The 12,418-nt window shown below is 37.1% G+C and carries 22 protein-coding genes; 10 read left to right on the top strand and 12 right to left on the bottom strand.

Translation table 11 applies throughout. From position 1 onward, the window contains the following. Positions 1–19: 19 nt before the first annotated feature. Both NNJ73_RS07460 and NNJ73_RS07465 read left to right on the top strand, forming a co-directional pair. Positions 20–493: a hypothetical protein gene (locus tag NNJ73_RS07460; RefSeq protein ID WP_254493519.1), complete on the top strand. Its 474-nt coding sequence runs from the start codon at positions 20–22 to the stop codon at positions 491–493. A 72-nt stretch (positions 494–565) separates the two neighbouring features. After that, the gene (locus NNJ73_RS07465; RefSeq protein WP_254493520.1) at positions 566–1,003 is read left to right on the top strand and encodes a hypothetical protein; all 438 of its coding nucleotides are present in this window, start codon (positions 566–568) and stop codon (positions 1,001–1,003) included. A gap of 29 nt (positions 1,004–1,032) precedes the next feature. Here NNJ73_RS07465 and NNJ73_RS07470 read toward each other — a convergent pair whose 3' ends face one another. The 12 genes from NNJ73_RS07470 to NNJ73_RS07525 form a co-directional block, all read right to left on the bottom strand. Next, a complete protein-coding gene (locus NNJ73_RS07470) occupies positions 1,033–1,227 on the bottom strand; it encodes a type II toxin-antitoxin system RelE/ParE family toxin (RefSeq protein ID WP_256478099.1) in 195 nt (64 codons plus the stop codon). 58 nt (positions 1,228–1,285) lie between these two features. Continuing rightward, positions 1,286–1,513: a DUF6290 family protein gene (locus NNJ73_RS07475; RefSeq protein WP_254493522.1), complete on the bottom strand. Its 228-nt coding sequence runs from the start codon at positions 1,511–1,513 to the stop codon at positions 1,286–1,288. Positions 1,514–1,596: 83 nt separating this feature from the next. Beyond that, the gene (locus NNJ73_RS07480) at positions 1,597–1,929 is read right to left on the bottom strand and encodes a type II toxin-antitoxin system PemK/MazF family toxin (RefSeq protein WP_120122258.1); all 333 of its coding nucleotides are present in this window, start codon (positions 1,927–1,929) and stop codon (positions 1,597–1,599) included. Then, positions 1,929–2,186: an AbrB/MazE/SpoVT family DNA-binding domain-containing protein gene (locus NNJ73_RS07485; RefSeq protein ID WP_254492169.1), complete on the bottom strand. Its 258-nt coding sequence runs from the start codon at positions 2,184–2,186 to the stop codon at positions 1,929–1,931. The genes NNJ73_RS07480 and NNJ73_RS07485 overlap by 1 nt, the downstream gene beginning before the upstream one ends. A 93-nt stretch (positions 2,187–2,279) precedes the next feature. Next, positions 2,280–2,774: a hypothetical protein gene (locus tag NNJ73_RS07490; protein WP_254492170.1), complete on the bottom strand. Its 495-nt coding sequence runs from the start codon at positions 2,772–2,774 to the stop codon at positions 2,280–2,282. A 54-nt stretch (positions 2,775–2,828) separates the two neighbouring features. Next, positions 2,829–3,251: a single-stranded DNA-binding protein gene (gene ssb, locus NNJ73_RS07495; protein WP_254492171.1), complete on the bottom strand. Its 423-nt coding sequence runs from the start codon at positions 3,249–3,251 to the stop codon at positions 2,829–2,831. A 284-nt stretch (positions 3,252–3,535) separates the two neighbouring features. Further along, positions 3,536–4,399 carry a hypothetical protein gene (locus tag NNJ73_RS07500; RefSeq protein ID WP_254492172.1) on the bottom strand — a complete coding sequence of 288 codons (864 nt, stop codon included), beginning with the start codon at positions 4,397–4,399 and terminating at the stop codon, positions 3,536–3,538. A gap of 268 nt (positions 4,400–4,667) precedes the next feature. Continuing rightward, positions 4,668–5,138, bottom strand: coding sequence for a hypothetical protein (locus NNJ73_RS07505; RefSeq protein WP_254493523.1), 471 nt, complete (start codon positions 5,136–5,138; stop codon positions 4,668–4,670). Between the two features lie 180 nt (positions 5,139–5,318). Further along, positions 5,319–5,768: a hypothetical protein gene (locus tag NNJ73_RS07510; protein WP_254493524.1), complete on the bottom strand. Its 450-nt coding sequence runs from the start codon at positions 5,766–5,768 to the stop codon at positions 5,319–5,321. Next, positions 5,683–6,825 (bottom strand): YdaU family protein, encoded by a 1,143-nt coding sequence (locus NNJ73_RS07515; protein WP_254493525.1) that lies wholly within the window; start codon positions 6,823–6,825, stop codon positions 5,683–5,685. The genes NNJ73_RS07510 and NNJ73_RS07515 overlap by 86 nt, the downstream gene beginning before the upstream one ends. Then, positions 6,815–7,294: a crossover junction endodeoxyribonuclease RuvC gene (locus tag NNJ73_RS07520; protein WP_254493526.1), complete on the bottom strand. Its 480-nt coding sequence runs from the start codon at positions 7,292–7,294 to the stop codon at positions 6,815–6,817. Before NNJ73_RS07520 ends, NNJ73_RS07515 begins: the two co-directional genes overlap by 11 nt. A gap of 66 nt (positions 7,295–7,360) precedes the next feature. Continuing rightward, positions 7,361–7,624: a hypothetical protein gene (locus NNJ73_RS07525; RefSeq protein ID WP_254472929.1), complete on the bottom strand. Its 264-nt coding sequence runs from the start codon at positions 7,622–7,624 to the stop codon at positions 7,361–7,363. 98 nt (positions 7,625–7,722) lie between these two features. On the opposite strand from NNJ73_RS07525, the gene NNJ73_RS07530 reads away from it, so the two are divergent. The 8 genes from NNJ73_RS07530 (at position 7,723) to NNJ73_RS07565 (ending at position 12,416) form a co-directional block, all read left to right on the top strand. Then, positions 7,723–8,373 (top strand): S24 family peptidase, encoded by a 651-nt coding sequence (locus NNJ73_RS07530; RefSeq protein ID WP_208441681.1) that lies wholly within the window; start codon positions 7,723–7,725, stop codon positions 8,371–8,373. Between the two features lie 165 nt (positions 8,374–8,538). Then, a complete protein-coding gene (locus NNJ73_RS07535) occupies positions 8,539–8,943 on the top strand; it encodes a hypothetical protein (RefSeq protein WP_254493527.1) in 405 nt (134 codons plus the stop codon). 92 nt (positions 8,944–9,035) lie between these two features. After that, positions 9,036–9,659 (top strand): hypothetical protein, encoded by a 624-nt coding sequence (locus NNJ73_RS07540; RefSeq protein ID WP_254493528.1) that lies wholly within the window; start codon positions 9,036–9,038, stop codon positions 9,657–9,659. A 14-nt stretch (positions 9,660–9,673) separates the two neighbouring features. Further along, positions 9,674–10,045 carry a hypothetical protein gene (locus NNJ73_RS07545; RefSeq protein ID WP_254475229.1) on the top strand — a complete coding sequence of 124 codons (372 nt, stop codon included), beginning with the start codon at positions 9,674–9,676 and terminating at the stop codon, positions 10,043–10,045. A 76-nt stretch (positions 10,046–10,121) separates the two neighbouring features. Beyond that, positions 10,122–10,886 carry an ERF family protein gene (locus NNJ73_RS07550; RefSeq protein WP_254493428.1) on the top strand — a complete coding sequence of 255 codons (765 nt, stop codon included), beginning with the start codon at positions 10,122–10,124 and terminating at the stop codon, positions 10,884–10,886. Position 10,887: 1 nt separating this feature from the next. Continuing rightward, on the top strand, positions 10,888–11,511 hold the full coding sequence (locus NNJ73_RS07555; protein ID WP_254493529.1) for a lambda exonuclease family protein: 624 nt from the start codon (positions 10,888–10,890) through the stop codon (positions 11,509–11,511). Positions 11,512–11,570: 59 nt separating this feature from the next. Next, positions 11,571–12,035: a DUF488 family protein gene (locus tag NNJ73_RS07560; protein WP_254493530.1), complete on the top strand. Its 465-nt coding sequence runs from the start codon at positions 11,571–11,573 to the stop codon at positions 12,033–12,035. A 129-nt stretch (positions 12,036–12,164) separates the two neighbouring features. Continuing rightward, the gene (locus tag NNJ73_RS07565; RefSeq protein WP_254492222.1) at positions 12,165–12,416 is read left to right on the top strand and encodes a hypothetical protein; all 252 of its coding nucleotides are present in this window, start codon (positions 12,165–12,167) and stop codon (positions 12,414–12,416) included. The last annotated feature ends 2 nt before the right edge of the window (positions 12,417–12,418 follow it).

A 12,418-nucleotide genomic window follows, 5' to 3' on the forward strand; every position in this document is an offset into this window, starting at 1 on the left:
GCTAAAAAGGGGAGGAGAAATGTGGTTTTTCAAAAAAGCAGATTTATGCAGAATTAAAAAGACATTTACACTAATTTTATTTTTACCACTCTTTGCTATAATTGGCTTGATGATATTGGGTTTTGATCCCTTCGGATTAAACAACGAACAACAAGATAAATTAATTGTACCAATATTTGTAGCATTTGTATCGTATTTTTTGATACTAAGTGCATGTGCAAGAGAAGAAAAGCTAAGTTTAAAAGATGAAAATATTGACAGCGCATTTTATGAGCTCTTGTCCCTCCAATTCCAAACAGGATGCTATACAGCTATGGCAGCAGCCTTTGTATTTTATCCTGTATTAGGAATAGCATTTTTAGGAGTGTTAATTTTTATTGCTATAATACAAAATTTAGATGAAATTGTAGGGATCGTAGCGATTATAGCATTGATATTAATTTGTCTTATAGCGTTTATAGCGTTGATCAAATTTATTTGGAAAATTGTCTAACGATCAAAATATTTATTAAGTCTTTTCCCCTAATCTTTAATATATACTTAAACTTCAACCATAACAGAAATAATGAATTATTTATCAGTAAAAAAAATAAGTTACTTATTAGTCATAGTAATCAGTGGGCTTTTTCTTTCTGATTATGCCAAAAGTGAACAGATTTTTACTCATTATCAGTCTTCTACTACTGATGAAAATTTACATGAAAAAATTAAAGTTGTGCAAAAGGAATACGTAGTAGCACAGCACCCAAAAAAGATTTTATCAGATAGTGGAATTAATCAATATAACATTTCGTTTTCCACTGTTTCTGATTATGAAAAACCTCGAAGGCGCATAACATTTGATGATTTCATAGTTGTAATAGTAGTACTCATATTTATCAGTATAATGTCCATTATCATTAATTTACTTTGGCGTTTTAAATTAAAAATTCCTGCTTATTTATTTTTATTAACAACCGCCGCAGTTAGTTGTATGATATTACTCCTTTTAATCCTTGATTAAAGATTAAAATATTTTATAAAAGATTTTCCTTAACTTTTATATATATTTTTTCTATGTCTAACAGCCAAAACTAACACGACAAGCTCTTTATCATAAAGATCACACAATATCCTGTAATCTCCTACACGATACCTCCATAAACCTGATAATTGATCTCTTAAGGGTTTACCTATTGCACGCACATCCTCAAGAAAAGCAACATGTTGATCTAAAAAAACAACAATCCGACGTGCTTCTTTTTTATCGCATTTTTTTTAAAAAACTGAGAGCTTTTTTTCATCTCTAATCGTCCAAGCCAAGCTCTTTCCTCACCTCTTCAGAGCTATAAAAAGTAGCCTCTCCTCTTTGAACACGCTCTCTGACCTGTGAAGCTAAATAATAATCCTCTGCTTCCTCTATTCCGCGTTCAATAATCTCACGTAAATAAAAAGACTTCGTACGCCCTGTCTTCGCAGCTAAATTATTCAAACGTGTTTCAAGCTCGCTAAGTAACCGAATAGATATTGTCATAACACAATCCTCATATTTGTGTTCAGTGTAATACAAATACAACGTATTGTACGGAAAAACGTTTCACGCCATGCTGCAAGAAACTACGTGAGAAATGTTGCTAGCTTAGCAAGAACTTCGTTCATAATCATGGGAGGGACTGTTTCCATTTTCTTACCCTGACGCGCTCCGATATCAAGAGCACGTGGCTGGTCACAACGTATCACGCCTGTTGTATGCAATCCTACTCCCATTAATGAGACAGCAAAACCTGCTGTTCTAGCAAAATTTCCTCCGCTTGTAATAGGTAAGACAATGGGTGTTTTCGTTACACGATTAAACGCTTCTGGTGATACAATCAGTACAGGACGCGTTCCTTTTTGCTCATAGCCAGAAGATGGATCAAGAGATACAAGCCAAATTTCGCCCCGCTTCATCACAAGAGCTCTCTACCAACAGGTTTAGCATCAAACCACTCCAAGTCCTCATCTACAAAATCATCTGACGGATTACATTGGGTTAGCAATTCATCAAGAGTATAACTTGGAAATGTTTGTGGCTTCACAATCAATTGCCCATTATCAACAGCCAAACCAACTTGCGTATTTTCTGTAAGATGGAGAACATCAAGCAATGCTGGCGGTATGGAAAGCATCACTGACCCTCCAACTTTACGTAATTTTGTTGTATGCATAAAACGCCCTCTCTAAAATATTATATAAAAATATAACATTTTATAAGCTATTTCAAGAGCTTTTAATGCTTTAATAAAAATACCAGTAAAACCTTACCATTTATTTTTTTGGTCAAAATACTTCTGGAGAGCATTCAGAGCAATCCGCAATGAACTTACAAGATGTGGTATCTCTTGCTCTTCTACAACAAGATATTGTAAAGACGTATAAAGATTATACTGTCTATAGAGACGCTGTGCCTCTCTTACCACCTCTTGTATATTTGAAAACTTCTCTGTTGCACGTTCAACCCACTTCTCTCTTGCTTTGTCATCAGAAGATGATGGCATTTCGTCATAAATAGCGCTTGGCAAACCTTTTGCACACGAATAGTCATTTCTCACTTCAAGATATTTTTGCGCAGCATCATACTGATCTTGGGTAAGCACACCTTTTAAACACAGCCGCCCAACATAAGTACCAGAAAGCGGATTTTTAGCCTCTTCTATGGTCAAACCAAAGCGCTTTGCACGCATTTCAATTGCCAATTGATTAACAGGATCTTGACGTACTGTTACTTGTGAAATGTAAGCATCTTGCTTTCTCATACATCCCCTCATCTATGGAAACTCACATTTTTTTCTTTTTGCTATATCTTTAAATCAAAACGGCATGCTGTCATGAGCAGATATGCCATAATCATCAGCACCTGAAGCGATAGATGAAGGAGTGGATTGCTCTTTTTTTGCATCAAGCAACTGCAATTCGCCTTTGTATTGTGACAAGACAATCTCTGTTGTGAAGCGGTCAATACCGTTTTTATCTTGCCATTTACGGGTTTGTAATTTTCCTTCTACATAAACCTTTGAACCTTTGTGTAAATATTGAAGAGCAATTTTTGCCAAATGTGGATTAAAAACTACCACGGAATGCCATTCAGTTTTCTCTACTTTTTGATTGGTATTTTTATCCGTATAGCTCTCAGAAGTAGCCAACCGAAAATTGACGACTTCAACACCAGAATTCATTGTTTTGCTTTCGGGATCTGCCCCTAAATAGCCAATTAAGATCACTTTATTCAACATGTTTGTAAGTTCCATTTGATTTGCATTTTATATACGTAAAATCCTATCATAATTTGTTTATTTTTTCAATTATTTCAATAAGATAACAACATTTTTTAAGTATTATCGCTATGAACGGCATTAATTTTGTTAAAAAACAGTTATAAGTAACTGAATATACGCTGTTAATACTAACTTAACATCACTTAATCGCTTGCATTTTCATTTGTTTTTTATAGCAAAACAAAAGCCGCACCCATTTAAGACGCGGCTTTTTTTCTATAAGGCAACCCTCAGCCCCTTATTTAGGCTGTTTTATCTAAAGTTTGTTCACTACCGTCAATATCATCACAAATCTTTTGCTTACCATTAATAACGGCATTGCCATAAATTTTCACACCCTCTGCAATAATAGACCTGTTAGAAATACATGCATCATCATAAATTTCTACTTTTCCATAAATACGAGCATTCTCATAAACACGGGCGTTGCCATAAATCTTGACATCTTTGTAAACAAGCGCTTTGCCATAAACCCTAGCATTATCAAAAATATGAGAACCCTCGTATACATAAGCAGATCCTGATACTTTAGCATTGCCATAAACAGAGCCCTTTACATGAGCACTATGCCAAACTTTTGCATCGTCATAAATTTTTGCCTCTATACAAATAAAGGCTTTGCCATAAACCACCGCATTGTCACAAACTTGACCACAAATTTTTGCGTCCCCATAAACCTTAGCATTATCACTAACCACGCACTTGCCATAAATCCGCCCCTTGTTACGAAACCACACGTCACTACAAATGTTGGCATTATCATAAATATGAGCATTGCCATAAACACGGGTATCGCTACCATAAACCTTAGCTTTTCCATAAATCTTGGCATTGCCATAAACTTTGGCATTATCAGCAACAGCAGCGTCATTACGTATTTTTGCATTTTCAGAAATGACAGCATTCATAATAACCATAGCATTATCATAAACCCAACAATCCCCATCATGGGATAGGTTGCGTTCATTTTCAATAAAGCCACCTAGATCACCAGTCTTGACATCATCAAAATCTCTTAAAGCACGAATGCGATAAAGGTTTCTAGGTTGACGAGTTTCAATATCGTAAACTTGTTTTGTTCTGTCTGTAATTTCATATTTTTTCATTGGAATGTTTCCTTAACATAAAAGTTTCTATTGACACGCTAAAAGGGCGTCGGGCGCTAGAAACACGGTGTTAAGTCCGCTGTATGCTTTCCCCTAAAAAGGGTATTGTATGGCATAACCACACCCGACATAAATCATCATACGCTATTCAAAGCATAAAAGACAGTCAGTATTTTAAAGAATGGGAAAGATCTTATCGTGATCTACCCGCTTAACACTAAGTGTTTCTACACACTTGATGCTTTTCTAAAGGAACATCTCTTTAATGTCAACATGCCTTTGCAATTTTTTTCACTTTTTTATTCTGATATTTACTCAATTGAATATCCAGTGTTTTTTCTAGCTCTCTGTCTATCTCTTCACTCGATAATGGGTAACCTCTCTCACCATCATTCGTTATCTCACAAATCAACTGATCATCTTTTGTACGTTTTTTGATTTTCGCATTTAACTCCTTTATCAACGCTTCATAATTCAAAACGCTTTTTGGTAAGTTGCCACCGTAAACCCACGCTTTCACTTGCGCCTTGGTACTGTAATCAACATTCGCAGGCATCTCATGGTATTGACCACCATCGAATTCCTCGTATTCTCTTGCACCATCTTCATATTCGTAAAGGTTGTAAAAATACTCTGCTACTCCCAATCCCCATGGGGCATGTCCTACCGCTGTTGCCACAAACTTTTTTTGTATCGGCTGTTTACGGTTTATTAAGGATAAATGTTTTAAAATGGGCATGTTTTAATCCTAACTTTACCTATGAGCTTATTTGTCTCAAATTTGACCGTACAGAGCGTTTTATATTACAGGTGTGGTTTTCATCATAAAATCTCTAAATCGCCTTGTACGGTATTATTTTGTCGATTTAAACACACATCTAATCTCAAAACGATCAGCACTTTTCACTATTTTGCTGTTTTAAGCCGCTTTTGAATTGTTATCATGCTCTTCGCTAGGCTTGCCTATTCTCGTGAATGAAATGCGTTTACCACCCAATGCCTTGTTACGCGTATTTTCAATGGCTATAAAAACTTTCTCAGAACCTCCAAGAAGACTGCTTTCCAAATCACGACAATACTGTGCAAGATCAGCACATGAAGGAACAAACGTCGTTGACATGCCTTTGGCTTCTCCACGTATAAGATTTTTAACAGCCTGCAACAAAGCCCATAACGAAATGCCATTAAGAGCAACGATATAAGCCTTTGCACGTGCCTCTGCATTCGAAACTTTTTGCATTGTCAAACCACCTTCAAGCACATCAAGAGCCTCTGCAATGTCTTCAACAGACGCTTTCAAGGTAAGTAAGTTTTGAACTGTCTGATAAGTTGCAAAAGCTTGTTCCTCTAGTGCTGGTGTTAATTTCACGCCACTGATCAAGGTCCATGGATACTCCCTTGTGACGCATTGCGCCATCTGTCGTGCAATATTTTGAAGTGGAGTCGCTAAATCCTGCTTCACGGATAAGGTTACGGATTGTCTCTCCGGTACCACCACGAGTTCCTTGATCTTTTGAAAAGTTTCCATTGTTTCCACCACTGTTTCCACCATTGTCATTAATTTCGTATTTTTTTGAATTTCTTACCCAGTTACGCCATGTTGCTTGCCAATCGATTTTGGTTGCATTTGCTCCAGCTTTTGAACGCCAGTAATCTTGAAATTTTGCCATTTCGACTTTCACACGCTCTGGTGGCAAGCCCTCTGCAATGGCAAAATCGTAATCGGGTTCGAAATCATCTGGCAATCGACAACCTCGATTAGCTTTCGCACGTTTTGCTTTTTTCGGAACGCTTTCTTGCTCGTGAATGGGTAGTTGGTTTGTTTCTATCGTTTCGATTAGCTCTGATTGGCTTTTGAGAGCATCATCTTCTGTTGGCTCTTCAACCAAATCGGTTGTTTCTAAATTTTCAGAACAAATTTCTTTTTTTGCTAATACGATAGTATTAGTTTTTTTATTATATATGTTATTGTTAATGTTATATGGTATCGTTTCCGTATCGCTTTCGTATTCATTCCGTATAGAATCCGTATCATTTCCGTATTTATGTTGTATAGATTCCGTATTACACTTTACGTTTTTTTCTTTAGACTTTTTCCATCTAGCACTAACAGCTTTTGATGCCGCTTCTGATTTTCCCACGCTATCATTTAATTCTGCTTCAACATCTAGATTCCATAAACGACCATCTGCTAAACGAATAATATGACCAGTACTCTGTAAAACGTCTAATGCTTTGACAAATGTTTTTACTGAGTAACCAGTATAATTAGCCCAAACCTTAATGTTATTTAAAAGAGGCTTACCAGTGTGAAGCATTTGCAACCGTAATCTCATGTATATATTGCCTTCAATAGAAGACAAATAAGTGAGATCAAGAATCCATTTATCAGCAAAAAGCCTTGTCCATGGTATTTTATTGGACATGTGCGCCCCCTTCTTTCTTTAAATATAAAATTGCCAAAGCATCTGCTTCGTTGTCATCTTTAGGCGCGTGCCCTTTTGCACGCACCGCTTTAATCATTTCTTCTTTTGAGGCATTTCCTTTACCGGTTGTTTCTTTCTTAATCGTACTAACTGGAATGCCTTCATACGGTATCTGATGATGTTCACACCAAGCCGTTAAAGTTGCTAGAAAGCCACCGTAAACATGCGCTGCATCAGTACCCACATGCCGGCGTACTTCTTCAAAATACACGACATCAATTTCATCAACAGACCTCTTTAGTTCAGAAAGCCATTTCTTAAAGCGTAGATAACGCATCCCACCGCCTTCAAAACGGCGTGATTTAAAATGTTCTGTATCGCTTGTTATGTGACCATCAGCACCGCATATAGCCCACCCCGTCTTGGTCCCTAGATCAAGACAGAGAATGGTTTGTGCATGCGTGATCATAATCCCCCCTTAAGGCTGTTGTGTATTTATCTGCACGCCATGATGACATGCACAGTGATTAAGCTTTTAAAAATTGTGCTGTTGGTGCTCGTTATTATCTGTAGGAGTAGGTGTAAAAGCAGATACTTGAAATGATATAGTCTCATATGATTGCCCTCCATAAAAAAACGAGAAAAAATCTTCTGCCTTAATCGGTGCTCCAATTCTTTTGGCTTCATTTAAAAGAATTGGGATATGTTTTGTCGGAATTCTCCCACCAGTTCCACCTTTTGATACAGGACGCAGCCAGACATACACACGTGTTCTATGAACTCCGAGCAACTGAGACACCCTACGAACTCCACCTAACAGATTTATTATTTCATAAAATTGTTTCATAGCCCATTATGTAGCGATTATAAAAACAATGTCAAGAAGGAAAATTGATAATGAAATTACATGTTTCTAAATTAGAAAATGACGATTGTATACAACGTACCTACAATAAAGATATGACAATAAGTATTTCGCAATGGCTACAAAATGCCTTATCTGAAGCTGGATTAAGCCAATCAGAGCTTTCAAGACGGCTAACAGCTTCTTTAGGTCGCTCTATAGATCGTGCTGCCGTCAATAAAATGCTAAAGGGAACAAGAGATATTTCTGCTCGAGAATTATTAGAAATATCAAAGCTTACAGGCGCTTCTATTCCCACTAATCACTTAGTTCCTTTGATTGGATCTGTAGGAGCCGGCGGAGAAATAATCGCTATAGATTCTGGTTGTCTAGAAGAAGTAGAAGCCCCACCTTCTGCTCCTAAAGGAACTGTCGCCGTTCGGGTGGTAGGTGATTCTATGTTTCCAGCCATTGAAGAAGGAAGCCTTCTTTTTTATTCCTATCATCTGCCACCAGAGGATCTTATTAACAACCGCGCTATCGTAAAAACTAAATGTGGAAAAGTTTATATCAAAGTATTACGTCTCGGAAAAGAAAAAGGGAAATGGGTTTTATCCAGTATAAATGGAAAATATGCCGATATCGTAGATGTAGAATTAGAATGGTGTGCACCTATCGACTGGATTAAGCCAGCCAGAATATGAATTAATATTTTTATACTTTTCTTCAAGTAAGTCTTTAATTTATCATTTTTAAAAAAAATTTCAAAATCGCTACATTTTTTTATTGACTTTGTTTTCAAAATCGCTACATTGGTATCCATAAACCACAAACAAACAATCGCCACGAGGCGTCAGGGAGGGGAAATTATGGAAAAGCCAATTCTTATTAATTCCGATGAAATTCTTTTAATCTACTTCGATAAAGATCAACACATTGCAGAAGGTGGACCACTTGATGCAAGCCAAATTCTAAGCATTGTTTATGGAGTAGATGATGTTATACAAATCTTTCGCATAAATCCTTCTGAAAAGAGTTGTGAAGACATTTCTGAAGAGATGGCAGAAGCATATGTAAAAGAAAATATCGAACATCTCTATGAGGAGAGGAAAGTTCATTACTTTATACGCGAAAGTGATATCTACAATGAAATTTTAGAAGAGATCGCAGAAGAAAAATATGAAGACGAAATGTACGGGACTTATGAACAACAGCACCGTTTAACTCCTTGGGATGTCTTTCCAAACTACCCAAGCTATACGTCACGTTTCTAAAAGCACCCCTTTTCTCAAAAAATTATCACACAAACCAATGCCGTTCTTTTCAAGAGCGGCAAAGGGAGAGCCTAACTTAAAGGAAATAAATCATGGAAAAGAAATACGAACTCACCGATAAAACAATCGAAGTTGATGGTCACACTCTCCACCGCATACGCGCCTTAAAAGATTTTGGAAAAGTTAAAGCCGGTGATCTAGGCGGTTTTATAGAAAAAGAAGACAACTTAAGCCATGAGGGAAATTGCTGGGTAGCTGATGATGCCTATGTTTATCGTAATGCCCGTGTTTTTGGGAACGCATGGGTTTTTGATGATGCCCGTGTTTGTGGTCATGTCCAACTTTTTGGTGATGCACAAGTTTACGGAGAAGCATGGGTTTATAATTATGCTTGGGTTGGCGAGGAAGCCAAGATTTTCGACAAAGCCAAGGTTTATGGCAATGCCCGTGTTCACGGAAAGGCCCGTGTTTTTGATGATGCCGAGGTTTATGGTTTTTCCCGTGTTTATGGGAGTGCCAAAGTTTTTGGTGGTGCCGAGGTTCTTGGTGATGCCAAGGTTTCTGGCAATGCTTGTATTTTGGACTATTCTTTTGTTCTTAATAATGCACGTGTTTATGGTGACGCAAAAATTTATGGTGATGCACAAGTATCCGGAAATACAAAAATATCCGGAAACGACACTGTTTTAGAATATCCGAAAACGACACCGTTTTAAGGTAGGGGATAATCATGTATAGATATGAAATTAAACCTACTTGGTGTGTACAGACAGTTGTGAGAAGTGATCAAAACCCCGGAGAACTTTGTACAACTATCTCTGGATATGAAGACGACCCCTATGTAGATACCATAATTCCTAAAGACGTAATCAATGACCTTTTAGGTGAAGATAATTTTAAGAAAATGATATCAAATCACACATCTAGATGTACATATGCATCATACGCAAGCAAAGTATTTAGATGTATTGGATTTGAAATAGGACGATTTTCTAATGATAAAGAAAAAATCTTTATTGCACTTAAGTCTAATGATGGACGTAGATTTATGTCAATATTAGAAATTGATGACATCATACCGCCTCTGAAATTCAATTTTTAACAACCCAAACAAGCAACTTTTAACACATGCGTGATTCACGCCACGGGGGAATTGCGCTTTAATGGAGGAAATCAAGATGAGAGAACTAAGTACCACACAAACGGAATTAGTGGAAAAAACAAACGCTTGTGAAACCAACTCTACAGCTATGGAGCTTATTTTAGAAAGAGCTTTACAAAGTGATGTCGATCTGGAGCGTCTCAAGAGCCTTCTTGAATTGCGAGAAAAGGAGATAGAACGACAAGAGCGCCAGGACTTTGTCCGTGATCTTTCTGCTATGCAAATGGAATATAAAAACATCGAACAAAATGCCCTTAATACACATACTAAAAGTATCTATACAACACTTGATAAATATATTGATGCAATCAAGGAAACTCTTGCAAAACACCACTTTGCCTTGTTTTCTCAGATCAAAGCACAGAACTCAAACGGTATAACCGTAGAAATGACTTTAACACATAAATCAGGGAATAAAATATCAACAGAAGGAACATTTCCCTTTGACACTACAGGGAGCAAAAACAGCATACAAGCGGTTGGCTCTACAATTACCTATGCACGAAGATACCTGCTAGGCATGCTTCTTAATGTAGCAAGAAAAGAAGACGATACAGATGGAGCCACAATTCTTGCTGGTATCTCTTCTGAACAGATGAATGAAATCAAAGAATTAATGGAACAGACACAAGCAAAGGAAAGCGATATTATTTCTTTCATAGGAGTAAAAACCCTAACACAGATGTCTTATAAACAAGCACAAACCGTTTTGTTTGCTTTGAAAAAAAAGAAACGCTCTCAAATGAATAAAGCACAACAAGAGCAACAAAAGGCGGTGTGAAATGGAACAAAGAACAGCAGAATGGTTTCAAGCCCGTTTAGGTAAAGTCACCGCTTCAAATGTTTATAACGTACTCAGTAAAACAGCCAAGGGAATGCCTACAAGCAAATATGAAGACTACAAAATAAAGCTTATGACAGAGCGATTAACAGAGGAAATAAGCCAATCTTATACGACACCGGCTATGCAATGGGGCATTGAACATGAAGAAGATGCCTTGAGAGAATATGAATTCATTTATGATACAGAGGTCACAAGGTGTGGTTTCATTCAACATCCCACAATCCAAATGGCTGGTGCTAGTCCTGATGGGTTTATTGGTGAAGATGGTTTAGTAGAGGTTAAATGCCCGCAACCACCAAACCATCTACGCTTTTTTATAGATAGTAATATTAAGCCTGAATATCTTGCACAAATGCAATTTCAAATGGCTTGTACGGGGCGCAAATGGTGTGATTTTATCAGTTATGATCCGCGTTTTGTAGGCAGATCATCTGATTTTCGTATGAAAATCAAGCGCATTCACCGTGATGAAGAACAAATCGAACAGATTAATCAAGCGGTCGAAATCTTTTTAGCAGAAATAGAACAAGAGATGCAAAAGATTTTAGCGAAAGCCGCTTGATGTTATGGGGGTGCTCTCTCCTCCCAGCACCCCCACCCATTTATGTAAGGAAATTAAACGTGTGTAATACCAAAGATGAGAAGCCTTGTTTTTTTACCATTGGTTATGAAGGAAAATCACTAGACCATTATCTGAATTGCCTCATAGAAAACAATGTTAAAATTTTGTGTGATGTTCGTAAAAATCCAATAAGTAGAAAACATGGTTTTTCAAAAAGGCAATTAGAGAAAGCTGTAAGCAACATTGGCATTGAATATATACACTTGCCTGAACTTGGAATTGCCTCTGAAAAAAGACGCAATCTGAAAACACGAGAAGATTATAAACATCTTTTTGAAGATTACCAAAATACAACTCTTAAGAATAATCTTCATGCAATAGAAAAGTTATACCAGCTTTTTTTAGATAAAAAACGTGTTGCTATCACTTGTTTTGAATCTGATGTGTGCATGTGTCATAGGGGAGAAATTACGACGGCTCTTACACAACTAACAAATTGGAAATATGAAATTAAGCACATCTAACACATAACTTGCAATTTTTTAAACTGAAGGTGTTCTATAACACCTCTATCTCCAACCTTTCCTAACAATTTTCAATCAATTCGTGATTCACAACACGGGTGAATTGCACCTAAATTAAGGGGAATAGACATGGCACACCGCCCACCTACCATAACACAACCAGCCATTGCACGCGCGTTAAGAGAAGCCAAAAAACAAGGAGCAGAGGTTGTAGAAATCAAACCTACTGGAGAGTTATTAATTCATATCAATAAAACTATAACACCACCAACAACAAGGAATAATGCTTACAGTATTGAAGACTTTCCACCTCTTGAAAACGAACAAGAAGAATGTAGTACTCACCCTTCTTGCCCCTCTGTTGACGGCATAGAATTCTAACC

It is taken from the genome of Bartonella sp. B1099 (assembly GCF_944801835.1).
GTDB lineage: Bacteria > Pseudomonadota > Alphaproteobacteria > Rhizobiales > Rhizobiaceae > Bartonella.